Annotated in this window: 20 protein-coding genes, 1 tRNA gene and 1 pseudogene; 9 read left to right on the top strand and 13 right to left on the bottom strand. The window is 47.0% G+C overall.

Annotation, left to right across the window (positions count from 1 at the left end):
* Nucleotides 1-168 precede the first annotated feature (168 nt).
* The 6 genes from FMS18_RS12390 to FMS18_RS12365 all read right to left on the bottom strand — a co-directional run bounded on the left by FMS18_RS12390 (nucleotide 169) and on the right by FMS18_RS12365 (nucleotide 6,408).
* Complete coding sequence (locus tag FMS18_RS12390) at nucleotides 169-954, bottom strand: polysaccharide deacetylase family protein (protein ID WP_163294989.1); 786 nt, start codon at nucleotides 952-954, stop codon at nucleotides 169-171.
* Nucleotides 954-2,111: a glycosyltransferase family protein gene (locus FMS18_RS12385; RefSeq protein WP_163294988.1), complete on the bottom strand. Its 1,158-nt coding sequence runs from the start codon at nucleotides 2,109-2,111 to the stop codon at nucleotides 954-956. The genes FMS18_RS12390 and FMS18_RS12385 overlap by 1 nt, the downstream gene beginning before the upstream one ends.
* A complete protein-coding gene (locus FMS18_RS12380) occupies nucleotides 2,108-2,725 on the bottom strand; it encodes a histidine phosphatase family protein (protein ID WP_163294986.1) in 618 nt (205 codons plus the stop codon). The genes FMS18_RS12385 and FMS18_RS12380 overlap by 4 nt, the downstream gene beginning before the upstream one ends.
* Nucleotides 2,725-3,843, bottom strand: coding sequence for a glycosyltransferase family 4 protein (locus FMS18_RS12375; protein WP_163294984.1), 1,119 nt, complete (start codon nucleotides 3,841-3,843; stop codon nucleotides 2,725-2,727). Before FMS18_RS12375 ends, FMS18_RS12380 begins: the two co-directional genes overlap by 1 nt.
* 136 nt (nucleotides 3,844-3,979) lie before the next feature.
* Nucleotides 3,980-5,242: a glycosyltransferase family 4 protein gene (locus FMS18_RS12370; RefSeq protein WP_163294982.1), complete on the bottom strand. Its 1,263-nt coding sequence runs from the start codon at nucleotides 5,240-5,242 to the stop codon at nucleotides 3,980-3,982.
* On the bottom strand, nucleotides 5,242-6,408 hold the full coding sequence (locus FMS18_RS12365) for a glycosyltransferase family protein (protein ID WP_163294980.1): 1,167 nt from the start codon (nucleotides 6,406-6,408) through the stop codon (nucleotides 5,242-5,244). Before FMS18_RS12365 ends, FMS18_RS12370 begins: the two co-directional genes overlap by 1 nt.
* A gap of 249 nt (nucleotides 6,409-6,657) precedes the next feature.
* Between FMS18_RS12365 and FMS18_RS12360 the strand changes: the two genes are divergently transcribed.
* The 4 genes from FMS18_RS12360 to ilvN all read left to right on the top strand — a co-directional run bounded on the left by FMS18_RS12360 (nucleotide 6,658) and on the right by ilvN (nucleotide 10,781).
* The gene (locus FMS18_RS12360) at nucleotides 6,658-7,827 is read left to right on the top strand and encodes a hypothetical protein (RefSeq protein ID WP_163294978.1); all 1,170 of its coding nucleotides are present in this window, start codon (nucleotides 6,658-6,660) and stop codon (nucleotides 7,825-7,827) included.
* Nucleotides 7,814-8,527 (top strand): class I SAM-dependent methyltransferase, encoded by a 714-nt coding sequence (locus tag FMS18_RS12355; RefSeq protein ID WP_163294976.1) that lies wholly within the window; start codon nucleotides 7,814-7,816, stop codon nucleotides 8,525-8,527. The genes FMS18_RS12360 and FMS18_RS12355 overlap by 14 nt, the downstream gene beginning before the upstream one ends.
* Nucleotides 8,528-8,844: 317 nt before the next feature.
* On the top strand, nucleotides 8,845-10,506 hold the full coding sequence (gene ilvB, locus FMS18_RS12350; RefSeq protein ID WP_163294974.1) for a biosynthetic-type acetolactate synthase large subunit: 1,662 nt from the start codon (nucleotides 8,845-8,847) through the stop codon (nucleotides 10,504-10,506).
* A 2-nt stretch (nucleotides 10,507-10,508) separates the two neighbouring features.
* Entirely contained in the window at nucleotides 10,509-10,781 is a 273-nt protein-coding gene (ilvN, locus tag FMS18_RS12345) for an acetolactate synthase small subunit (RefSeq protein ID WP_163294972.1), read from the top strand.
* A 38-nt stretch (nucleotides 10,782-10,819) separates the two neighbouring features.
* On the opposite strand, the gene FMS18_RS12340 is transcribed toward ilvN, so the two are convergent.
* From FMS18_RS12340 to FMS18_RS12320, 5 genes are all read right to left on the bottom strand, one after another.
* Complete coding sequence (locus FMS18_RS12340; RefSeq protein WP_163294970.1) at nucleotides 10,820-11,650, bottom strand: hypothetical protein; 831 nt, start codon at nucleotides 11,648-11,650, stop codon at nucleotides 10,820-10,822.
* Nucleotides 11,651-11,959: 309 nt separating this feature from the next.
* Nucleotides 11,960-12,544 (bottom strand): hypothetical protein, encoded by a 585-nt coding sequence (locus tag FMS18_RS12335; RefSeq protein WP_163294968.1) that lies wholly within the window; start codon nucleotides 12,542-12,544, stop codon nucleotides 11,960-11,962.
* Nucleotides 12,545-12,548: 4 nt separating this feature from the next.
* Nucleotides 12,549-13,979 (bottom strand): DNA integrity scanning protein DisA nucleotide-binding domain protein, encoded by a 1,431-nt coding sequence (locus tag FMS18_RS12330; RefSeq protein WP_163294966.1) that lies wholly within the window; start codon nucleotides 13,977-13,979, stop codon nucleotides 12,549-12,551.
* Between the two features lie 70 nt (nucleotides 13,980-14,049).
* Complete coding sequence (locus FMS18_RS12325; protein WP_163294964.1) at nucleotides 14,050-15,987, bottom strand: YgiQ family radical SAM protein; 1,938 nt, start codon at nucleotides 15,985-15,987, stop codon at nucleotides 14,050-14,052.
* Between the two features lie 48 nt (nucleotides 15,988-16,035).
* A complete protein-coding gene (locus FMS18_RS12320) occupies nucleotides 16,036-17,796 on the bottom strand; it encodes a PocR ligand-binding domain-containing protein (protein ID WP_163294962.1) in 1,761 nt (586 codons plus the stop codon).
* A 189-nt stretch (nucleotides 17,797-17,985) separates the two neighbouring features.
* Between FMS18_RS12320 and thiD the strand changes: the two genes are divergently transcribed.
* From thiD to FMS18_RS12305, 3 genes are all read left to right on the top strand, one after another.
* The gene (thiD, locus tag FMS18_RS12315) at nucleotides 17,986-19,347 is read left to right on the top strand and encodes a bifunctional hydroxymethylpyrimidine kinase/phosphomethylpyrimidine kinase (RefSeq protein ID WP_163294960.1); all 1,362 of its coding nucleotides are present in this window, start codon (nucleotides 17,986-17,988) and stop codon (nucleotides 19,345-19,347) included.
* A gap of 151 nt (nucleotides 19,348-19,498) precedes the next feature.
* Nucleotides 19,499-19,583 (top strand) — tRNA-Leu (locus FMS18_RS12310).
* Between the two features lie 390 nt (nucleotides 19,584-19,973).
* The gene (locus FMS18_RS12305) at nucleotides 19,974-21,782 is read left to right on the top strand and encodes a carbamoyltransferase C-terminal domain-containing protein (RefSeq protein ID WP_163294958.1); all 1,809 of its coding nucleotides are present in this window, start codon (nucleotides 19,974-19,976) and stop codon (nucleotides 21,780-21,782) included.
* Nucleotides 21,783-22,040: 258 nt separating this feature from the next.
* Here the strand turns inward: FMS18_RS12305 and FMS18_RS12300 are convergent, their stop codons facing one another.
* Nucleotides 22,041-23,102: an IS110 family transposase gene (locus tag FMS18_RS12300; protein WP_163294956.1), complete on the bottom strand. Its 1,062-nt coding sequence runs from the start codon at nucleotides 23,100-23,102 to the stop codon at nucleotides 22,041-22,043.
* Nucleotides 23,103-23,186: 84 nt separating this feature from the next.
* Nucleotides 23,187-23,861, bottom strand: coding sequence for a helix-turn-helix transcriptional regulator (locus FMS18_RS12295; protein WP_163294954.1), 675 nt, complete (start codon nucleotides 23,859-23,861; stop codon nucleotides 23,187-23,189).
* A 243-nt stretch (nucleotides 23,862-24,104) separates the two neighbouring features.
* On the opposite strand from FMS18_RS12295, the pseudogene FMS18_RS20710 reads away from it, so the two are divergent.
* Nucleotides 24,105-24,293: pseudogene (locus tag FMS18_RS20710) on the top strand (helix-turn-helix domain-containing protein); the annotation flags it as partial.
* A 228-nt stretch (nucleotides 24,294-24,521) separates the two neighbouring features.
* Nucleotides 24,522-24,755, top strand: coding sequence for a hypothetical protein (locus FMS18_RS12285; protein WP_163294808.1), 234 nt, complete (start codon nucleotides 24,522-24,524; stop codon nucleotides 24,753-24,755).
* The last annotated feature ends 178 nt before the right edge of the window (nucleotides 24,756-24,933 follow it).

The following is a 24,933-nucleotide window of genomic DNA, read 5'->3' as shown; positions in this document are numbered from 1 at the left end:
AATAATTAGCGATTAGCTATTTATAAGTAACTGAAATGTCCTGAAATGCAAAGGAAAAATGCAAATTTTGGCACTACTTTGCCTGTGTAAGCCCTAATTTTGACGGATATACAGGGAATTGTGATTTTAGTGCATTGCAATCAGGCTAATTTGATTACAAATATGTAATTAAATCATGTCCTGAATGTCTTTCACTCTCAGTCCGGGAGTGTTGCTTATTTTATCGAGCAGGTAGTGGAGGAAAATTTGGGATGTCTTGTTCATCCGTTGATGGTGAAGCATGAATCCGGCATTGCCTGACTGCACTGCTTCTTCAATCTGGGATTGCAGAATTTTAATTCCCTTGGCGGGGCTGGATTCTTTTATGGTATGCAGGTCAATATTGACCGGAATATCCGGTAAATCCTGCGGCGGTTGCGGGGAAACATTGGTGCTGCGCGAAATACCGTTAAAGCCGAGTTCAACAAGGGATTGCATGGTTTCAGCAGAGCAACGGTTCCACGGCGGAGTGAAGATCGGGCAGAAATGTTGCCCTAGCAAATTGCGGAGTTTTTCTTTTCCTCGTCCCAACTCCCCGGTGACTATGGCTTTCTTGCGCGATGAGCCGAATTCAAATTTTTTGCCTTGCTGTTCGTTATTCATGTGCCGGTAGCCGTGCTGGTGCAGACACCATAAATTGAGGTCAGGTCCCAATTTTTCAAGCAGCATATCCCTGCGTTGTTCATTAAGCCATGCCGGAACCACAGCAAGGGCCAGCGGAGTGTTGTTCTTTTGAAAAGCATCAATCATGGCGGAGAACTGTTTACCCGGATAGCCGATATCATCAGCCCTGAAGAAAACATCACACCCGTCCTGCGGAATTATTTTGCTGAAGTCATCCCACCAAAGATCGAAGGATTCGGTGAGAGTGGAAATTTTGTTTTTCCAGATTGCTGATACAGGTCTGGCGGGCATTAAATTATCCTAAGTTTTCTAATCAGTTCAGCTGAATTGCGTGCGCCTTCCAGATCAATGCCGTGATCGGCTGCTGTGCGTTCTCGACTCAGCAGGGTGTGCATTGCTTTGGTCATTGCAGATTGTTCATTCGATTCAAGTATTCCCAGCGGGATGTATTTTGCTATCCGTTCCGCACGCATCCGTTGCTCATGGTTTTGGGCAAAGGGTAATACTGCTGCCGGAATTTGCGAGGTCAGGATATCCATGCAGGTGTTGTATCCGGCCATGGAAATCATTGCGTCCCCGGCTGTAAGCAGGTCCGTGAAGTCTGCGGCGAACCGCTTTATGGTGATGGAATCATGTCCGCTTGCGGTTGAGCGCAGGGTTTCGAATTTGTCATCATCCAGGAAAGGTCCGCTGAGCATGAGCAGTTTGCTGTTTTGCGGGGGCAGCTTAATAAAGGATTCAAGCACGGACTGCATCAGCGGTCCGCCTACTTTTCCGCCCCCGGCACTGGCGATGAGCAGCTTATCGTGATCGCTTACACGCAAGTCTGCACGAATTTTGTCACGCACATTTTTCGCTGGTTTGCGGGCTGCAAATCCTGTGTATTGACAGGGTATTCTGATTTGATCGAAAACCTGAAATGTTTCATCCAGTGCCGCAATTTTAGGATCGGAATGGATGAGCAGCAGGTCGAAATATTTGTTCAGGTATTTTACAACGCGGGCTTCGTGTTTGCCGCCGTCATCGCGTTCCACAAGGATATCCCGCAGGGAACAGATCACCTTCACATCTCCGAATCTGCCTTTTTTAATTGCATCTAGAATTGGTAGCAGTTCAAAACGGAAAGCCTTGCGCCCGAAGGGAAAAAGCTCAATAAGAAATACATCCGGCTTTTCCTCTTCAAATATCTTGAAAAGGGTAGCCGTGCGTTCTTCCTTGACTTCTCCAAGTTCGCGGTCAGCATCAGTGGGCATAATTCCGCCGAAATTCTCATTCATACACAGACCGGGCAACTGGCGGTATTCCACATTGGGCGGCAGAGGTTGATCCGGGCGTTCGCCCCCGGCAACAAAAATGACTTCTTCACGGTCCAGTGCCCGTGCGATTTCAAGGCTGCGGAAAAAATGGCCCATGCCCAGCACGTGCTGGCAGTAATGAATTACTTTCATAACTCTTCGTTCAACCTTTCAATGGACAGTTCGCCGTTCCAGTTCAGCCAGTGCAGTCTCCGTTTTTTGAGCAGTTTTCGTTCTTCAGGCATGAAGTCATGGTCCAGCAACTTGTAGATTACAGATTTTATGACCCCTTCGTGCGCTACGGTCAGAATCTTAATTTCATCTTTATCCACAGTACGGATGATCTCACTGATTCCATCCTCAAGTGCTTTGGTTCCGCGTGTGGCACATTCTATGCGGTTTTCGCCCTTGTTCGGGGTGAATTCCCAGCCCTTGGCAACTTCCTCGTCAAGTTTGCCGGGAAATTTAGCGTGCAATTCATCCATGGTCAGGCCCGACCATTCGCCCCAATCCTGTTCGCGTAATCCCTTAAGTCGTAAAGTCGGGAGTGTTAGCCCTTCGGTGATGATGTCTGCTGTTTCGATTGTCCGGCCCAGATCACTGGTCAGCACAGCGTCGAAGGTTTGCGGTTGAAGTTTTTCTATCCATCCGGCTGCCAGTTCTCGCCCATCTTTTGTCAGCGGGGAATCAAAATGGCCCTGAATGCGTCCTTCCGCATTCCATTCGGTGACCGAGTGGCGGATAAATGCGATTTTTACGGATTTCATTAATATCTCCTACTGCCGATGTTGGTGAGTTTCATCTCAACATCCTGAAGGTTTTTGCTCAGGTCGAATTTATTCATTACGTGTTCTGGAGCGGCTTTTGCCATTTGCTTCCGTTGATTTTCATCTGTCAGAAGGCTGTTCAGGTTGGCGGACAGGGCAGCAATGTTCCCTTCTGGAGAAAGCAAGCCTGTTTCTCCGTTGGCTACAGCTTCTTTAGGGCCATTTGTGGAGTAGGCCACAACCGGAAGTCCGCAGCACTGAGCTTCAAGATAGACCATGCCCAGTGCTTCGTTTTTTCCCGGATAAGCGAAAAAATCAGCTGCGCTGTAGTATTTGTATAGTTCTTCCCGCTTGATCTGACCTAGGAAAATAATTTTGTCTCCAGCTTTTTCAGCAGTGAAGTTTTCCAGACGTGCACGTGCTTCACCATCCCCGGCAATAAGCAGTTTTGCGTCGGGAACTTCTTTAGCTACCGGGGCAAAAGCTTTTATCAGGTCAGTGATGCTTTCGGCTTTCACGTCTTCGCGGAGCATGGCTGCGCTCAGGATTACTTTTTTCCCGTTTAGGTCGAGTTTGTTGCGTATTTCTTTTGCTCCCACCGGGCAGTGTTTGAATTTGTCGGGTTCAATGCCGGGGTAGGTGCGCGAAAGTTTTTCCGGGAGAATGATCCGCGAGAGGTTGTGGAAATCAATATCCTTGTTAGCAAAAACATGATCGGCGTAGAGCAGGGCGTGTTTGTTCGCCATGTAACCTACCCACGTTTTGTGATTGCGGCGGTACTTGGTGGCGAAGACACCCTGATAGATAACGTAGGGAATGCCAAGTTTTGCAGAAATATACGGTCCCAGCAGGTCCGGGGATTTGTAGTAGCTGTGGTAGGTCAGCCATAGGTCGGGTTTGAATTGATGCACTCGCTTCAGAGTACGTTTAAATTCAATGTAGAGAGAGGGCCACTTAAGTGGCTTCTGGGTGATATGACGAAGCCGATAGCGGCTTGCAATCATAAGCTTATGTCCTTGGGAATGTAGAAAGTCATGCAGGGTTCTCCCTATGATCAAATCCCCGGATGGCTGGGGATGATCAATGGGTTTGTGGGGTGCGAAAAAAGCAATTCGCATTTACATGACTCCTATTTTTTATACCGCTCCGATTTGTGATAATTATCAGCGAAGCTTAATAAAAGTTTTAGGAGAGTCCAGAGAACCCTTTTTCAAAAGGGTTCTTTGGTCCCCGAAGGGCCGCCGGAGGCATCAACTATGCCTTAATACCGTACTGTTCGTATACATCCGCCAGCTTGTTGATCCAGTAGCGGTTGTCAAAAATCTCGTGAACCCTTTCTTTTGCTGCCGGGATCAGGGTTTTGCGTAGTTCCTGATCGGTGAGCATGCGCTCCATAGCATCAGCCATTGATTCTGCATCACCCGGTTCAACCAGCAGGCCGGTTTTGCCGTTCTCGATGAGTTCGGGAATACCGGAAACTGTTGTGACAACAACAGGAACAGACATGGCCATGCTTTCTGCAAGTACGTTGGGTATGCCGTCGCGGTCACCGTTTGGTGCTATTTCACAGCCGAGAACGAAGAGATCTGCCGTGCGGTAATGCTCAAGCACTTCTTCGTGAGGCTTGGTGCCCAGCCAGTTGCATCTGCCGTTCAGCTCCAGTTCGTCCAGCAGCTTAAGGGTCTCTTCACGCTCATCGCCGTCCCCGACGATATTGTAATTGAAGTCGATTCCTTTTTCTTCAAGCTTTTTAAGGGCTTTGAAAACTGTGGGCAGACCTTTTTTGGTGGTGAAGCGGGCAACGGTGAAAATTTCGTAGGGACCGGAGCAAGTGAATTCTTTATCGGAGCTGAACAGGTTCAGGTCAATTCCGTGGTAAACCTTGTGGATCGGTTTGCCTTCCGGGGCAATGGATTGCAGGTAATCGCAATTGTATCCGGTGCAGGTTACTGCAAACTTAGCTTCGGAGATCTTGGCGGTGATCTTTTCCGGTTTCTGGGTGTAAATATCCTTGGCGTGCGCGGTAAAGCTGAAGGGCAACCCGGAAAGACGGCTTGCGTTTCTGGCTACAGAGCAGGGTGAATGCGCGAAATGAGCATGGAAATGAAAAATATCTGATCCGGGCAGGATTTTTTCCACAATGTATTCGCCTTGAAGCATATGTTTGAAGGATGCTTCACTTCCGGTCTCGCGATAGACATTCCAGATTTTATCAATGCGTGCCGTGAATTCATCATCCTTGCCGTAACGTTCATCTTTAAGTCCGGCATCCATGTCCGTAGAGCCGAAAAGCTCTTCAAGGCAGCCTTCAACCGTGGATGGCAGGTATGAAACTTCGGCCTTGATTTCAGAGATGGACTTGTGGGTGAAGCTTTCACGCGGCTTGCGCATGGAAATAATATGAATCTTGACGCCTCTCTGTTCGAGGAGTCTGATTTCATTGGAAATAAAAGTCTCGGAAATACGTGGATAGCCCTTGAGAATCATCGCAAGGACAGGCTGGGTAGAATTTGTCATTAGCAGTTATCTTTAAAGTAGCCCACGCGGTCATGCATGACCTCAAGGCCCGTGAAGTTGAAGTTTTTGATGGCTTCCCGGATTGAGCTGGAATTGTTGAGCAGGTGATTGACCTTCTCCATTATTGTGTCAGGTCCAAGATCGTGCCACGGGAGAAAATCAGCAAGGTTCTGTTCTTTCAGGACATTGGCCCGGATAGTCTGCTCAAGGCGCGGAGTCTCGCGGGGAATAATTAAACTTACCTGCTGGTGTGAAAGAATTTCGCAGATGGTATTGTAACCGCCCATGCTGACTACGAGGTCGGCATTGCTGAACAGTTTTTCCATCCTTCTGTAAAAATGGTAAAAGGTCACCGAAAGGTTTTTGGCTCTTCTGGAAAGGTCCAGACGCTGTTCCTTGGACATGAAAGGTCCGGTAACCATTACAGTCCTGAAATCCTGTGGATTGTATTTCTCAAGGGCTTTCAGGTAGGCATCCATCATGAGGTAGCCGTCACCGCCGCCTCCGGCAGTGATCACAACCAGTTTCTTACCGTTCTTTCTTTTTTCCGGGCAGGAGCGGCTGTGGACTTTACGGGGAATATATCCGGTAAAGACCATCTTTTTACTGATTGATTCCGGGATGGCGTATTCCTTGATGGGATCGTAATATTCCTGATGCCCGTAAACCCATATTTCGGAATACAGATTTTCCAGCACATCGTAGATACCTTTATCTGTCCAATCCTTAATGGTGCTTTCCGAGTCATCCATGATGTCGCGCAGTCCGAGGATGGTACGAGTCTGACCGATCTGTTTCATCCACTCAAGGGTAGGCATGATCTCATGCTTCATTCCTTTCGGGGCTTTGTCCACAATGAACAGATCCGGGCGAAAGCTTTTGGCAGTAGCATCAATGATAGACTGACGGATGGACATGGCGTGAACAGGTTCTATCTTGATTGAGTGCGGAACATAGAGGTCATTAGACTTTTTGATCATTCCGGGCACGCGCACAAAATCAATCTGTTCGGGAAATTCAAAGCGTCCCACAATGGGGGAGCCTGTAAGGATGAGTATATTTACCCCTTTGCATTTCAGCTGAGATGCAATCGCCATTGTACGACGGATATGCCCAAGACCGTAGGTGTCGTGGGAGTACATTAAGATGTTGTAAGTCTTGTCCATTTATCGTACCGATTCTCAGGGGTTAAATCGTTTCCGCTAAAGGCGGATTTCTGTTGCATCGCTGTAGCCGTTGGCATATCTAGCGGAAAGGATAATTTATGTAAATCCTTAAACGCGACGAATGCATGCGTGCTAATTTCTATTATTTTTTTTGATCAGAAGCAATCCCTTTTCTGAATTTTTGTTGATATGAGAAATAGTTTTTATTTGCTTGAAATTATTGTGATTAATAAACAATAAGGTTGTTTGATGGATTCAAAGTTGGATGTTTTGATTTATGCTCACGATGGCAGGGGGCTTGGACACGTGAGCCGCAGCGTCGGAATCGGGCTTGCTTTGCGTCGTTTATTTCCGGGGTTATCAGTGCTTCTGGTGACCGGATGCAAAACTACTGCGGAACTTATTGGTGATGGTTCTTTAGACTGGATTAAGTTGCCGTCATATAAAACAAACGTCAGTGGCGGAAAATCTTCCGGCGTGAAGGGTGATTCTAATATTGACGACAAGCTGCTGGGTGGACTTCGCGCACGTAACATTCGTGATATTGTAGATACATACAGGCCGAAAGTTTTTCTTGCCGACCACACACCGCAGGGCAAACATAAAGAATTACTGCCGTCCCATGATGTCTCTCCGGAAACTGTCCGTGTCTTGGGCATCCGTGCTGTTGTCGGCGAAGTGGGCAAGGTCTGGTCGGAATTTTCCGCAGATGTTTTTTCTTCCGCTTATTCCAATATTCTCTGGTACGGTGATTCTTCCGTTGCAGGAATCGGAGAACTTGAGAGGCTGTCCGGTCATTACGGCGTAACTCCTCATGATGCCGGATATGTTTCGCGTTTGTCCGAGTTGCAGTTCTTGGATCAGAATCAAGAAGAACGGGAAAAAGTGGCCGGAGTGATCTCTGTTCCGTGGGCCGGTGAAGGCACGGCAGTGCTGCTGAAAAAATTGGCGCAGACTCTTTCAGGGATTGATGTTTCTTACGGGGATTGGAAAATTTACATGAACCTGCGTGAGCCCGGATCAGGAACGGTCGTTGAAAAGTTTAACGGACTGGGCCATGTCTCTTTTGAACAGGTTGGGCCGCAATTTTTGCGCGATCTACGCAATTCCCGCAGCGCGGTTATTTACGGTGGCTACAACAGTTTGACTGATGTGATGGTTTGCGGAGTGCCGTCGCTGGTTTTATTGCGCGGTATGAAAGATGGCGAACAGGAAGAGCACGCTGCTGTCTTGGCCCGTAAGTCTTCCGCTGTTCAGGAAGTTTTTGCAGATCACTCCGTAACTGTCGGTGAATTACGGGAAGGTCTTGTGAAATGTCTTGAAGTTGAAGTTGATGAGCATTCCATAAATCTGAATGGTGCGGAAAACGCTGCCCGTTATCTGGCTGCACTGGCAGGAGGATCTGATGCTGACCGCTAGTCCTGAGTTGAGAAAGAAATTGCGTGATTTAACTAAAGAATTTTCCCGACATGAAATGATGCAATGGGATAAAATTCTCGCACCCCTTGACCGTAATCTGCGCATCCTTGAGGTCGGTTGCGGCCGGGGCGGTAAAACGGATTTTTTGCGGGCGCAGGGGTTCAATAATATTCTCGGTGTTGAGAAAAATGAATTTCAGGTCCGGGAATGCTGCAAGCGTGGCCTGAATGTGGTTAGCCTTGATGAATTTTCAGAAAAATATGGTGCTGAAAAATTTGATTTTATCATACTCTCTCACATAATTGAGCATTTTGATTTTGAAGCACTGGTGGAGTTTATTGACGGTTATCTGGATCATCTCAAGCCGGGCGGCCTGCTGCTGATAGCCACACCCATGTTGCATCCCCATTTCTGGCTCGATTTGGATCATCAGAAGCCGTATTACCCGCAGGGTATTAAGAATTTTTATAGCGGAGCGGATGAGCAGGTCGGTTTTACATCAAAGTATCGTCTCAAGCTTAAAGATATCCGCTTTCGTAAAAGTCCGTTCAGGGTAAAAAATGATCGTAATCTGCTGTTGAAGAATAATGATCTGCCCATGCTTTTCTTTAATATGTTAAGTGCGGCTCTTTTCAAGGTCAGTTTTTCCATTTTGGGATACAAAAGTGGGTGGGTCGGACTCTACAAAATGCGCTCTTAGTTAGTATTTATAAAAAAAGTACTTGCGTATGAATCTGAGTTAGACTACTTATCTCTGAACGTTTTAAAAATGTTACGGATTTTTTTAGAGAAAAACTGAAATGCTACTATCTACCCTCGATCACATGAATGCAGTCGTTGCAACCGTCACCAACGTGGTGATGGTCGTGATTTCTGTCGTGGTCGTGCGAGGCTTAATCGAGCCGGAGGGAAGGTTGTAAGCAACAGTTTACATTCACAAAATGTAGTTGTAACCCCCCGCCGGCTTAGCCAGCGGGGGGTTTTTTATTATCATCAGGAAATTGTGAGGGTGCGAAAATGGAAATCAGCGGTGCTAAATTGGTTATTAAGCTTTTGGAACAACAGGGGATCGACATTGTCTGCGGTATCCCCGGCGGTTCCAACCTGCCCATCTACGATGCCTTAAGAGACAGCTCTATCAAGCATATCCTTGCCCGCCATGAACAGGGCGCGGGGTTTATGGCGCAGGGCATGGCCCGAACCACCGGGAAAGCTGCCGTCTGTATGGGCACATCCGGTCCCGGCGTAACCAATCTACTCACCGCCATTGCTGATGCACGGCTTGATTCCATTCCTGTTGTTGCCATTACCGGACAGGTCACCAGCACTCTTATCGGCACTGACGCTTTTCAGGAAGTAGATACTTACGGGCTGACCATTCCTATTACCAAACATAATTTTCTGGTTCAGTCCGCAGCCGATCTGCTGGATATAATCCCCGAAGCATTCAGGTTGGCCGAATCCGGCAGACCCGGACCCGTAGTTGTGGATATCCCGAAGGATGTTCAGAAAGAGATTATTGAAATTTCTGAAATCCCTGATTCTTCTCGTCAGATTTCGTCTGTTGAGTGTGATCGTGAACTTCTTGGTAAAGCAGTAAAGATGATCAATACAGCCCGCAGGCCAATCATCTATGCCGGGGGCGGGGTTGTAGCTGCGGATGCTTCAGCGGATCTGCTCAAGTTTGCCCGCAGGAATTCCATTCCGGTGGTAACAACTCTCATGGGCCTCGGCGCATTTCCCCATGGTGATCCCAATTATCTGGGCATGCTCGGCATGCATGGGGCACGTTCCACCAATATGGTCATGGAAGAGGCCGACCTGATTATCGCGCTGGGGGTACGTTTTGATGACCGTGCCGTTGGTAAAGCCTGCGAATTCTGCAAGCATGCCGATATCCTGCACATTGATATCGACCGTTCTGAGATCGGCAAGATCAAACCTTCAAACCTCTCCATTGTTGGTGATGTCGGGCAGGTTTTGCATGAACTGGTTGAAAAGGTTGAAGTTTCCATCAGGATTGGCTGGAGTGCGCGTATTGCATCTATCCGTATGCTGTTCCCTGATGTTCGCCCGGATGAAGAGGATACCTTTCATCCCCTCAACCTGATCCGGGTAATGGGCGAAACATTGCCAGATGATGCCATCATCACCACCGACGTAGGTCAACACCAGATGTGGGTTGCCCAAGGCTATCCTTTCCGCAAGCCCCGGACTCTGCTTACTTCCGGTGGCCTCGGCACTATGGGCTTCGGACTGCCTAATGCCATTGGTGCGGCATTGGCAAAGCCGGATAAAAAGGTTGTATGTGTAAGTGGTGACGGTTCTTTTCTGATGAATATTCAGGAACTTGCCACGCTTGCTGAGCAGCGGTTGAACGTTAAGGTCCTGATTATGAATAACAATAGGCTTGGGCTGGTTCGTCAGCAGCAGGAGCTTTTTTTCGAGGAACGTTTTTTTGCATCAAGCTTTGAAAGCAATCCCGATTTCGCATCCATTGCCAGAGGGTTCGGGCTTCCGTCATTTGACCTTGGTGAGCAGGAGAATCCTGAGTTGTTTCTGCGCAAGGTGCTGGGGCAGGACGGTCCATGTGTAATAAACATTCCCATCAATTTTGAAAATAAGGTTTTTCCCATGGTTCCGCCTGAGTGTGCCAACCGGGAAATGATCGGAGGTTAGCCATGTGTAAGCATAATTTCGTAATTGATCTGCTGGTTCGCAACCATGCCGGGGTGATGAGCCAGATTACCGGGCTTTTTTCCCGTCGCAATTTCAACCTTGAAGGGATTGTCTGTGGTCCTGTGGGGGATGGAGGGCAGAGCCGCATGATTCTTACTGTTGCCGAAGACAGCAAGCTTGAGCAGATCATGTTGCAACTTGAAAAGTTGTACGATGTCTTGGAAGTGAAGCAGGTGGAGGATCTCCAGCTTATTGAAGTTTTTAATCGCCTTTAAAGAGGTAAAAAACGAGGTCGGATTCTATCCGGCCTCGTTTAATTTTTGACTAACGCTTCTTTGCTGTTGAGTATTTTCCAGTCTCTGGTTGTTTTGCAGTAATAGCCGCCTTGAGTCAGCAGCTTTTTTATTAACCCCTTACTGCGCATTTGTTTTATTCCTTCCTGTAGGGCCTTGAAAATTTTCTCACCATCCGGATGGTCTTTTGATACCAGAAAGTGTCTACTTTCATTTAACGTGAATTTGAGTCCCTTTACAGGAACAAGAGTAATTCCGCTACGTTTGACACTAAGATCTTTAGAGTTGTGAAACCCAAACGGAATCCAGTCAGCACGACCGGCTTTGATCATTCTGAAAAGAGAGTCTGTAGTCGGACCTTTTTCAATTTTTTTAATGCCCAGTTCATTTAAAATTTCGCATTCATTGGTCCAATGTATCCCGATAAGTGGTTTGCCTGCTTTTCTGAGTTCTTCAATCGTACGGACATTTCTTATTTTGTGATTGCCGGGCAGACAGAAGATACCTTTCTCAAATTCTCCGTCCTTAATGACCGGATCGCTTACATATATTTTGTCTTTGTACTTAGGCTGGTCGATGGTGCTTTTGCTGAATAGGTGTGAACTTATGACAGCATATCCTTTTACAATTTCATCTTCTTCGCGTCTCACATTTGGTGTTTCCAGAAAATTTAGCTGGGCATTAATTCCACCTAGTTTCAACGCATTTTTTAAAATCATTAGACTGGCAATACATCTGGATTTTATTTCTGAGGGCAGGTTCTTATTACAGAGAGGAACTGTTTTGGCTGATTCGGGCAAATTATCATATTTTTTAATTGCGTTTTTCGTTGTGGCAACAGCAACGATCATCTTTTCTGCGGCCGAAGCAGGAAAAGAGTATATGGATGTAAGTATCAAGACAGCAATGAAGCTGATGATTTGAAGTTGAATGTACATTTATTTTAAGTTGTTATGCGTTGACGGCCTTTGTTTTTGCCGTGTTTAATTTTGAAATAACCTTACTGGCTTTGTTTCTGCACTAAACAGATGGGATAATCAAGTGTTAAATATATAAAAACATACACGAATGTTATTTTATTTAATTAAAACAGGGTTTAGCTTAAACTTGCAAATATGTCCTAATTGACACAATAAGAGTGCCGTTAAATTTCTGAATTACTATTTTGAAATAATTTTTACGTTGTCCAAAGCCCAGTATTCGGTTTTACGCCCGGTCAGGAATCCCTTGAATTTAATTTTAATTGAGCCGTCAGTGATCGTTGAGGCAGGAATTTTTATATTCATAGGTTTGATCCAGAAAGCCCGGTCCTTGGGGCCCACTTTTACAACCCCGTTGTTTCCCACAGGGCGCGAATCATCATTATCTATTAATGTGCATGGGAATTCAGTCATGTTCAGCAGTTCCGGACCATCAACGATAGAAATAGTAAATTTGTCAGCAAGTTTACCTTCATTGTCCCAACTTCCAACGAAAACCATGTCGAAGGTCAATTCAAGGTCCCGTCCAGCTGGCAGGTCTGTGACGGTCAGGGTTGCGGTTGAAGGAAAGCGTTTGTTACGGTCATTGAAAAGCCCTAACCTTCTATTCTCGCCCACAATAAAAGTTTTGCGGGGAGACCAGTCTTTGGATGCTTTTTTCTTTTCAAAAGAATAGTTTTTTATGGTCATTTGCGCAGCAGACACCGGCAGGCAGTATAAAAGGGCGCAACTGAAGATTGTCAGCAGGACAATAGTTTTTTTCATGGAATTATTCCTCAATCCAGCTTTCGAAAGTGGGAGGGGTGCTTACGCAGGCAAAAAGCTGTTTCCATTCACAAATGGCGGTCAGCTCCACTCCCCGTTGAATTATTGATACTGGTTTGTCCGCAGAAACTACGATCACGATCAGGTTGTCATGCTTGGCAGTGAAACGCAGGGCGGAGTTGAAGCGGGCACCACGGGCACGGTTTTCTCCGGAAACTGATTTTCCGTCCAGCAGGCAGGCAAAGCCATGTAGTTTCAGATCCTTACAGATGTGGACTGCTCCGTCCAGTTTAGTCAATGAGCGGGCAAGGCCCCTTATTTCCGGTTCACGCAGGTCGAGCGGTTCTTCTAGGGTCTGTCCGGCAATGGCGACCGGTTCGTCGTTGAAATCGAGTACCAGCGTACAGCCGTGGCTGCGGTGATTGGCAGTGGAGATCATTTGGATAACCAACTGGAAAAGGCTGTGCCGGGTATCCGCGCTGAGATCCAGTTCCAGAAGATATTCTTCAAGATGAACAAGGTTCGGCTTGTAGTTGGTGGAAGAAAATTTGGCATCCGCGAAGCTGCATACCGCTTCCGTGCCGAGATAAACCAATCCCCAGTCCCCTTTGAACTGGACGGAAATGGAATTGTTCGTAGGCTTAATGGAGGCAATCCCGACCACGCATTTGCCATCGGAAACAAGCTTGCGGCTGGAACTTTCCACTGATTGGAGCAGTTTGCGCACATGTTTATGATTTTTCAGGGAAGGTCGTTCATTTTTTGGGAACTTGGCCATATACGTTATGGAGTCCAGCTCTGACGGTTCGATATATATCAGTTCCCCGCGCGCCCATGCTCCTTCCTCGCGGGTTTTGGATATACCCAGTACAGAGTCAAGAATAGGGTAGACCCGCAACTGGGTATCCCAGCCCATAATGCGGTTGCGCTGGTCAACAATGTAATCGCGCACCGCGTGGGTGGAGTATTCGCGCAGGAGGTGACCGGAACTGTCAATGCGCAGGATATTCTGGGTGGCAAAATCCTGTGAAAGCAATAGTGCTGCGTATTCCATCCAGCTTTCAGTGGGACCGATGGAACACATATCCGGGTGCTGTTCTGTGAACCAGCATTGGTAGAAGATACTGCTGGAGCGGGCACTGCAAGTGATTAATCCCGCAAGGGCGAGATCTTTGGAGCGGACAACTTCTATGAGTCTGGTGTTGTCATCGTGATTGCCGCCTTTGCGCCAGTCCTCTGAATCAAGGTAATATTCCTTGAGTTTGGGTTGATGCTCCCGGAGCAGGTCCTGCGGATCGTAAATGCGTAGCGGATCATCAGGCGTTACCGCGTAGATCAGGGCAGTCCGGCTGTTGGACGAAAAGTGGGAAAGCCCATCCCGCAGTCCGTCCATGATGTGAAAGATACACAGGTTGGCAAAGGATTCAGAGCTCATAGAATAATCCGCTGTTGAAGTTCAGGTTAAGGCGTATGTTATATTAATTGCCTTATCTTTCCAACAGGAATTACTTCATTTTTTTCTTCTTTGTGAACCTTTTGGGCTTGTCCTTACGCTTAAAGTTTTTGGCTGCATCAGGGCCTTTAGATCCGTTATTGTCGCGCTCAGGTCTTTTGCCTTTTTTGCCGCCTTTTTTGCCTTTATGTTCAGAAGCAGGACGGCTGTCGGTGGTGGGCTTTCTGCCCGGCCTACCATTTTGCTTCCCGGCCCGCGGATCACGGCCCGGATCAGGGATGAGGATGCGATGCTGTTTTAAGCGCTGAGCATCTGTTTTAGCTACGTAAATATTATTGCCTGAAGGGTCGGTCTCGCAATAAAACATGGCAGTGGCAACAGTTCCCGGTGTGGGGATGAAGCACTGGACCTGTCGTGGTTTCCAGCCTCTTGTTGCCAGCCATGAGGCCAGATGGCGCATGTCGCTATCTGTACAGCCGGGGAAGGCACTCATCAGGTAAGGAATGACATATTGTTCCTTGCCTGCTTTTTTGGATTCAGCAGCAAACATTTCCAGAAAGCTTTCAAATATGGGCAGGTCCGGCTTGCGCATATGTTTAAGTACTGAAGGGGCAATATGCTCCGGGGCCACTTTCAGCTGTCCACCGACAAATTCCTTGAAAATATCTTTCAGGCTGGTCCGGTCCTTCTGGCCTAGGTCATAGCGCACTCCACTGGCAACCCGCACGTGTTTGATGCCGTCCATTTTCTGTGCATCCCTGAAAAGTTTCAGGTTGGCCTTCTGGTCATATTTGAAATTGGGGCAGACCTTGGGTACGAGGCAGCTTTTGCGTTTGCATTTGCCCCGTTCAAGTGAACAGTTGGCATTCCACATGTTTGCGCTGGGGCCGCCTATATCGGAAACAGACCCTCTGAAGTCCGGGTGTTCCTGCATGCGTTTGAGTTCGCCGAGTATGGATTTCCTGCTTCGTGAGCGGATGTGCCTACCCTGATGCATGGCGATGGAACAAAAGGAGCAGCCCCCGCCGCAACCCCGGTGGGAAGTGACGCTGAATTCAATCATATCAGCTGCCGGAATTCGTCCTTTGTTTTTGTAGATAGGATGGGGCAACCGGGCATAAGGCAGGCTGTAAAGCCAGTCCAGTTCCTCGGTGGAAAGGTATGTAGAAGGAGGAGTCAGCACCACATGGCGTTTATCAACCGGCTGGATTGCCCATGAATCTCCAAAATGGACCTGCTCTTCAAGGGCCAATGTTGCTTTCATCAATTGTTTTGAGTCGTCAACAATTTCCTGATGGGATGGGAGTTCGATTCTCTCCGCCTCGGTTTCAATATCATCGGGGCCACCCATGAAAGCTGTGCCGGGAATGCCTTTCAATACAGAAGAAGATTGCTCTTCTGCTTTAGAAAGGCGGAATGCCGCTTCAAGCATGGCCCGTTCACCCATGCCGTAAACCAGCAGGTCGGCCTTGCTGTCCATGAGAATGGGTTTGCGGATCTTATCGGTCCAGAAATCATAATGGGAAATGCGGCGCAGGGATGCTTCAATTCCCCCGATGATAACCGGGAGTCCTTTAAAGGCCTTTTTGATCAGGTTTGTATAGATGATACAGGCCCTGTTGGGACGTGCTCCGGCTTTGCCTCCGGGAGTGTAGGCATCATCGCTTCTTTTTTTGCGGAAAGATGTGTAGTGGGCGACCATGGAATCAAGTGCCCCGGCAGAGACTCCGGCATAAAGGCGGGGTCGTCCCAGCTCTTCAAGCGGTTTGGGGTCGTTCCAGTCCGGCTGGCAGGCTATTGCCACTTTGAATCCGTGTGCGGAAAGGACTCTCCCCAGCAGGGGGATTCCGAAGCTGGGGTGGTCGATATAACTGTCGCCGGAAACAAGAATAATGTCCGGTCTGTCCCAACCTAGTTTATCCATTTCCTTTTTGGTCATGGGCAGGAACTTAGGCTGGGGCCGCTTTTTGGCGATGATGCTTTTTGTCATGGCGCATACATATAGCTGAACCCCGCGGCTGGCAAGGAACTATATGCTTTATTTAAAGGGCAGCTTGATGATGAATTTGGTCCATTCACCCGGAATGGACTTAACATCCATAAAACCATTGTGTTGGTCGCTGACAATGAAATAAGATACAGACAGGCCCAATCCGGTTCCTTTTCCCACTTCCTTGGTTGTAAAGAATGGTTCAAAAATACGTTTGCGCACATCTTCGGGCATGCCTGGACCGTTGTCGGCTATTTCCACTACAGCTCTATTCTCTTCTTTGTACACTTTGCAGGTAAAGCGTGAAGCTTTTTGCATCTCAGCCATGGCTTCAGCTCCATTTCTCAGAATATTCAGAAAAACCTGTTGAATTTCATTTCCTTCGCAGAGCACGGTGGGCAGGTTCTCGTCGTATTCCCGTTCTATTTCAATTTGTTTAAAGTCAAATTCCTTTTTCAGATCGTAATCGCTGGAAGCAAGCTCTATGGTCCTGTCCAGTAGTTGCGGCAAGTTTTGCGGGGTGAAATTCTGTTCACTTTTACGGCTGAAGGCGAGCATGTTGCGGACGATTGTGGCGGCCCGTTCTCCGGCTTCGCTGATTCCGTCAAGCATGCGGGGAATTCCTCTTTCGTTCAGGTAATTGCGCATATTTTCAAGGGAGAGGTCGCAATCTTCAGCTGTGGAGATATTCTTGTTTATATCATGGTAAATACGTTTTCTTATGTTTGTTGCATGCCCCATTATGCCGGAAAGGGGGTTGTTTATTTCATGGGCCATGCCCGCTGCGAGTCCGCCCACTGACATCATTTTTTCAGATTGCAGCATCATACGCTCTAGGTTTACCCGGTCTGTAACATCATCAATACGGATGACCGCCCCGCGCACTCCGTTGGCAATAAGTGGGTAGATCGTAATATCTTCGCAGGCTGTTTTGTTGTCTTCAGGATTTGGTCTGTTGATATATGCCTGTTTACGGCGGGTGGTTATGGCTGTGCGGATACGGTCCATTTCTGACCCAAGAGTGGGCATGGAGTCTTGCAGTTGAGTTCCGATCGCTTTGTCCTGTCCTATGCCGGAAACGGATTCCGCTTCTTTATTCCACTGGGTTATTTGACCGTCCGGGTCAACCCCGATCAGGATTGAAGGCATGGAGTCGATGATATTGGCAAGGTAGTTACGTAGGCTTTTTATTTCAGCTTCAGCCTCACGGCGTTGTTCAATTTCATAAAAATTGCGCATGCTTTTGGATGCGGAGTCCGAAAGGAAAGCCGAAAGAGCTATGTTGTGTTTTAGGATTTGCTCAACACGTTCACGATCAAATCTGGGGACTTCATCAAGAGCGGCAAGATATTCTTTTTGGCCAAAGCCGTATTGTTCGGCCTGATTGATAAAAAAATGGCGGTCAGGTTCTTCGTCTTCATAAAAAAACTGACCCAGGAAAAATGTTGCAATGTGCTGCTCCATGCACATGATGGGCACACCGATATCCCAGATGCCGTTGGAACATTTGTAACCGTGATGATGCCCTGTTTTAATTTTGTCGGTAATGGCAGTGTCATTGGCAACGCATTTTGCACAGGTCTCAGGATGGACCCTATGAAAATTGACACATATCTTCTGCCACCCCGCACCTGCGTATACTTCTCCGGTAAATGCATCGATTATCCCTGAAGGCATTCCAGTGGCAGTATAGCTGGCATCGAGCATGTTTTGCAGTTCATCCAGTTCCACCAGATCTTTGAGCAGCAGACCTGACAGTTTTTCTTTTATGGCTTTGGAAGAACAATCATCTAAAAGCGATATTTTCATAATTTGCCTTGCAGGTATTTAAGAGAGTGAGATCTTTTTAAATTAGTAACATATTAAATAAAGCATAGCCGGAAATTTCTGTCCAGATTGTATGCTGAATTCAATTATAAATATGGCAGATGTTGACCCGGAGCATACCCATGGGTAAAATTCATCAATTAAAAATAAATAATTGCCCAAGGAGGCATGATGAAACCGCTTCCATGCGTTTTGACTATTGCAGGTTCTGATTCCGGTGGAGGGGCTGGAATTCAGGCCGATCTTAAAGCTATTTCCATGGCCGGATGTTATGGGGCCAGTGCCATCACCGCACTTACCGCCCAGAATACAACCGGGGTAGCCGGGATTGAGGCTGTTTCTCCTGAGTTTGTAGCCCTCCAGATAGAAACGGTTTGTAAAGATATTAATGTCCGGGCCGCTAAAACCGGAATGCTTTTTTCTGCCCCTATCATTAGAGCGGTTGGTGAAAGCTTGAAAGACAAGGATATTCCGCTGGTAATTGATCCCGTTTGTGTGGCAACCAGTGGAGCCAAGTTGCTCAAGGATGATGCAGTGCAGGCTATGAAGGAAATTTTTCCGCTGGCAGATTTGCTGACTCCTAACGTGCCGGAAGCCGAGCTTTTTACCGATATGGAGATCAAAAGCCGCGATGATATTTTCAAGGCTATTGAAATTTTGCTGGAGATGGGGCCTAAAGCCGTACTCGTAAAAGGCGGTCATTTTGATTCCGTAGCTGCAACTGATTGGCTGGGCATCAAAGGACAGCAGCCCATTCCGCTTATGCAGCAAAGAGTGAAGACCAAGAATAGCCATGGAACAGGTTGTACTCTGTCCGCCACCATTGCTTCAGGGTTGGCGAAAGGTTATGATATGGTTACGGCTGTGCGCAAGGCGCAGGAGTATTTGAATTTGGCTCTGCGTGCCGGGTTTGACCTCGGTGAGGGCAGCGGGCCTCCCAACCATCTTGCGCCCATGCTTCTTGAACAGATGAAACAGGGTATTTTAGCTGATTTGCATGAGTTCGGGTTGCGTCTTGAATGCATGGCCGGACTGAATGAGTTAATCCCTGAAGTTCGTATGAATGTTGCTGCGGCCCTGCCATATGCCGGAGACATTGATGATGTGGCAGCCTTCAGCGGAAGGGTTTCTTGTACCCGTAAGGGTGAGGTCATGGTTTGCGGACATCCTGAATTCGGAGCTTCCACTCATATTGCCAAGGTGCTGCTCTGCGCTAGAAAATCCAATCCGGAAGTCGGCTGTGCAGCTGGTTTACGGCTTAATGAACGGATAATGGCGTCGGTTGCGGAATGCGGATTTGTAGAAGCGTGGTTTGATCGTGCTGACGAACCGGGCGAGGTTCCGGGTACCGAGGAAAATACCCTTGAGTGGGGCACCTGCAAAGCCATGTCTGAGCATCCCGATCCTGACATGATTGATGTTGTCTGTGATTCCGGGGCAAAAGGGGTAGAGCCGTGTCTGCGCTTGCTGGCAAATGACTTTGAAGATTTGGAAGCAAAGCTTGAAAAGCTGCTTGCTGCAATGTCCGGCTGATCGAAGTTACCGTTTATATAGATTTTTAAACGATTTTTGTTGACAAGCTGTGACACTGCTTATATTAACGCAACGGCTGCACGGGACAGTGCCCTTGTTTGGTTTAATCCATAAGGAGCAATGCCCAATAAATAGCCCATAATATTTGGTTGCGAGAGTGGCGGAATTGGTAGACGCACTAGATTTAGGATCTAGCGGTTAACCCCGTGAGAGTTCGAGTCTCTCCTTTCGCACCAACTGTAATATAAACACCCCCTTACTAGGACTACCGCATGGTCCGTGTAAGGGGGTGTTTTTGTGGGGTTGTGATCGTCTCTTTTTAAGGTTATTGACGCTAGTGCACGCCTCGGCTATATTCTTCAGGATTTGAAATGACTGTTATGATATGTGCTTGTTTTTATTAAATAAACGTGTGTTTTCTCTTTTGTTGAGATCGTCGTGGAATGTTCGCCGCGGGTTTGATGCAATTTTGTTCGGAAAATGTGACACGAAGTTTTTTATATTAAAGTATAGGTTTTTTTCTGTGCTTTTTGTTTAGGTTTACTATTTGGAATCCGGTGATTAATTGCCTTAAAAGACAGGCATTGTACCGTGTGGTTGAGTGAAAAATAAATTAGGATGGTTATATGAAAGTTTTGGGACTTAGCGTAGGGGAACAGTCAACTGTTGCTCTTATGGTAGATGGCGAAATTGTCGCAGCTGTATCTGAAGAAAGATTTTCCCGTCTGAAAAATGATGAGCGTTTTCCCCTGACAGCAATTGACTATTGTTTGAAAAAGGCTGGTATTTCCGGGGCCGAACTCGACCGTGTTGCATTTGCCGGTTCCAGTCTTGCTTTTGGTCCTTGGGTTGTTCGCGCTTATTCTACTTTTTCAATTGCTGACCATATCAAGGCCCAGCGCGAGTATTGGAAACCAAGATTATATGAAAACAAAGATGTTTCCTGGATCGATGTTTTTAAAGAGAAAATTGATACAGACCAGTTTCCTTATAATTTTGAAGAGCTTCTTTCCGAAAAAAATGTTTATTACAGCGAGGAAATCTGGCCTAAGCTGAAAGAGTCCATTGAGACTGAACTGTGCAAATTTTTGGGTATTGAGAAAGAAAAGATTGTTTATGTTGATCATCACACCTGTCATGCTGCATATGCATACTGGGGCAGTCCTTTTAGAGATGAAAAGACTCTCGTCCTGACTGCGGATGCATATGGTGATGGCAATAGCGCAACTATCAGCATTGCTGAAGGTGGGGAAATCAAACGGATTCATAAAGTTGCTGATTCAGAATTCAAGCTTGCCCGTCTGTATCGCTACATTACTTTGCTTCTCGGTATGAAGCCCAATGAGCATGAGTACAAGGTGATGGGAATGGCTCCTTACGCTAAAGATCCTGTCCTCAAGGGGCCCTACGAAGTATTTAAAGAGACTATGTACGTTGATGGTTTGAATTTCGCTTGGAAAGAAGAACCTAAAGACATGTATTACTATTTCAAAGATAAGCTTGAAGGCTACCGTTTTGACGGTATTGCCGGAGGTTTGCAAAAGTACACTGAAGAAATTATCACTGAATGGGTTAGAAACGCGGTTGAGCACACTGGAATCAAGAGAATTGTATTTTCCGGTGGTATTGCCATGAACGTTAAGACCAATATGCTCATGCATGGCATGGACGAAGTTGATGACATGTTTGTCTGCGGTAGTGGCAGTGACGAATCCCTGTCTCTCGGTGTCTGCTATCATGTGATGGAAAAGCACTGCGCAGAGAAAGATCTTTCTGCCGAAACCATTAAGCCTCATTCCATGTATCTGGGACCTGAGTTCAGCAACGAAGAAGTTGAGAAGTGGGTTGCAGCTAACGGTTTGGATAAAGAATACGAAGTTGAATATAATGTTGATGCTGATACCGTAGCTGAATATTTGGCTAACGGTCAGGTTATCGGCAGACTTGCCGGGCGTATGGAGTTCGGACAGCGTTCACTTGGTAACCGTTCTCTCATTGCAGACCCCAGAGGCGGAAGCGTGATGGTTGATAAGATCAATCACAAGATTAAAAACAGGGATTTCTGGATGCCGTTTGCACCTTCTATTTTGAATGAATACGCAGACGAGTACATTGAGAACCCTAAAAAGATCAAAGCCCCCCATATGTCTGTCGGATTTGAATCCACCAAGAAAGGGCAGGATGAGCTTTCCGCAACCATGCACCCCTCTGATAAAACTTTGCGTCCGCAGTTGGTTGAGGAGAGCAAGAACGCAAAATACCATGAACTGCTCAGCGCATTCAGAAGTAAGACCGGTGTTGGCGGTGTGTTGAATACTTCTTTCAACCTGCACGGTTCCCCCATTGTTTGCTCTCCTGATGACGCTCTTTACGTTTTCCGTAATTCAGAGATCGATATGATTCTCTTGGAAGACACTCTTATCAAGAAGAAATAAGTATTCTTATAAATATGAATTGTAAAAGCCAGCCTCATTTGGGGCTGGCTTTCTTATGCGGCACGTTGTCAAGCACTCCGCCAGTTCTAATTCTAAGTTTTCATAGGCCGTAGCACACCCTCACCTAGCGGCGTAAGTTATTGATACTCCTTTTCTTATTCGTGCTCAGCGGCACCAAGTACCGATTCGGTACCAAATCAATTTAGGATCGCCATTTTTTGTCCGTTGTCGATGCAACCAAAGGCAGCCCGCGACCCATTATGCTGTTTCAGCTGGAAGACTTAGTTTCCAGAGCAAAGCAGCAAGTTTTCGAGCAAGCGCAGCAATAGCCTTCTGTGGCACTCCATGCTTACCCAAAATTCTGTTGTAAAATTCACGCGCCCATCCATCTCTTTGTTTCCACATCCACGCAGCTTCGATAAGCAAACTCCGAAGTCTTCGTTGACCAACTGGGCGAAGAGTTGCTCTGCCCTTACTGCCTCCGCTTTGCCTGATTACAGGAGCAAGTCCTAGATAAGATGTGATTTCTTTGCTGTGGTTGAAACGTTTAGGATTATAGATTTCTGCCGCAAAAGTTGTTGCTACGACTCTTCCGACTCCAGGAACGGACCTCATTGCAGCAATGCGTTTTGCTTCGTCTTGTTCCAGAGTTAGTCGTTCAAGTTTAGTATCAACCTCTTTTTGAGCAAGAATGAGATATCTTAATTCTGAAAGAAGGCTGTCGCGAGTTTCGGCTGCTCCTGCCGGAAGCGATTGATGTTCAAGAGCAGAAATTGCTGATTTACTCCAGCTATCTATGCCCGCCGGTTCAGCGATGCCTAATGCCAAAAACAAAGATCTGATGCGCTGCTTAACTCGGCGCAATGAATCTGTGATCTGGTGGCGTCTTCTCGATAAAGCACGGAATGCTTCTTCCTTTTCAGTAGGAATAGCGATTGATCGAACCAATTTTGATGCTGCAAGCTCTGTAAGCTTTATGCAGTCGAGACTGTCAGTTTTGTTGGTAGCAGCAACAGGACGGGGAATACGGCTCGGAGCGGCAACAATGACTTTGATACCTGCAGAACGCAGGCTACGTGCTAGACCAAAACCTGTCGGTCCGGCCTCATAGCACACAGCAGAAATGTATATCGGAAGTGAAGCAAGTCTATTGGTTATGGCTTCCACGTCGGCGGGAGTTGTCCAGCTTTTAACCATTCCGTCTGGTCTAAGCAAAGCCACACTAAAACTGCGCTTATGGACGTCGATACCTACGGAAAAACGTTGCCCCTGAAAGCCTTCCACAAACCTGCCAATTGATGATATTGTTAGCTTAGCCATGTCAGCCCTCCTTGTGAGTTTCACGTTCACTGGTATTCTACCAGATTAAACCCGGGAGTGCTGACATGGTATTTTTTGTACATCTCATACCCTCCGCCGAATCATAACAACCGGCGCAATCAAACTGATCTCGCTGACAAGCTGCTGAATACAAAATTCTGTCTGCGGCTTTTCTCCTTGTTTGTTCAGCCATCCCTGCAAGTATATCCATTTTTCATCCTGGCCGTTGTAGATTTTTACTCCGGCTGATTCTTCCTGCTGGGCGTCCCTCCGCATGACAAAAACAGGTTCTCCGATGGAAGGTTGGAGGCGTGGATCGCAATAGACGATATTTCCGGGCAGTATTCCAGCCGGGACCATGGAGTCCCCAATGGTCAGTGCGGCTATGTAATCCTTGTGGAACTCCGGCACTGAACTGTTGATGGCGATAGGCATGGTCTGGGACCAGCCGTCGATCCCGCATTGGGCAAGGCCGATCAGGTTTATGTTTTCGCCGGTGTTCAGCAGGTTAGGATCAGCAGGACGCGGAGGTGTCGTGGATTCATCCATGAAGACTTCGCCTTCCCCTGTGAGCAGCCAGTGCCCGTTGATGCAGAATTCTTCACAGACTTTACAAAGAAACGGGGCCTTGGGTGTGCCTTTGCCTTTCTGGTAATTATCGTGGGTTGTGGCCGAGACCCCGACCCTTTTGCAGAATTCGTTGCGCTTGATGCCCACCAGATTTTTTATGCTCAGGAATCTTTCAACAATATCGGACATGGGAAGTGTATCACTTTTTTTATAAAATAGTTCTTGAATTAGGTAAAAAGTTTGTCTATAAATCAAAACAAGGCGACAAAGAAAACTTTTTACCTAGTTTTGTGTTTGTAAGTTTGTAAAACAGGGTAAAAGTTATTTTAAAAAACAGATAAGCACAAGTCTTGGTAAGGCTTTGGTGCTGATTGTTTTTCAGGAGAGACTTTTATGACTGATGTATTTGATTTTAGCGGGGCGTTATCCCGGTTGGGTGATGTGCTTGTATATGATGGCAAGGTTACGCAGGTCAAACTCGCTGAGGCTTTGGGGATCAGGCAGTCTTCCATTTCCGATGCAAAGCGCAGGAACTCTATTCCCGCAGACTGGTTCCTCAAGGCCCTTGAGACTGCCGGAGTTGATCCTAATTGGATACGTACCGGGACAGGGCCGAAGTATCGGGTTCTATCCGATGAACCGTCCGGTGCTTTAACTTATGTGGAGATAGAGAAGCGGATCACTTGTGAGCAACAGCGAGAACTGACTGTAAGTGAACTTATGGAAGCGTTGACGGATAAATTGCCGGAGGGTGCTTCATTGAGTATCCAATATGGAGGCTAGTTCGCATTCGGGGGTATATACAGCTTTAGGCTTGAATTTTGCCGTAGCTTATGTATCGATAGGTGTATGAATAATTTAAAAAAATATGCAGATCAGGTGCAATATATTTCAGGTGAAATGAAGGCCGGACAGATGACTCCGACTCAGGGGGCTATTCAATTGCAGGCAGTGGCAACGCTTGCCGAGCAGGACGCTGAAGTTGCAGAAAATGAAGAGTATGGTGCAAAGCTGCGTAAGTTTGCGGAAATGATTTACGATGTGATTGATAAATTGAATCCAGAACAGCGGGTGGTTCAGTAGTCTGGTTTAGTGGTGGAGATATTTCAGGTTATTGAGACAGTGCCAGATGTAAGACGTTCTAAAGGTGCTGTAACGATTTGTAACTGCTGAATTATAGGTGGTTTTTATAGAGATTTCGCAGCGGGTGTTTTGTGTAAAATTAGCCCCTGCCTTGATGATTCAAGGCAGGGGCTTTGAT

It is taken from the genome of Desulfovibrio sp. JC022 (genome assembly GCF_010470665.1).
Taxonomy (GTDB): domain Bacteria; phylum Desulfobacterota; class Desulfovibrionia; order Desulfovibrionales; family Desulfovibrionaceae; genus Maridesulfovibrio.
Note: the sequence above shows the minus strand (reverse complement) of the source record. Positions and strands in the feature narration are given on the sequence as shown.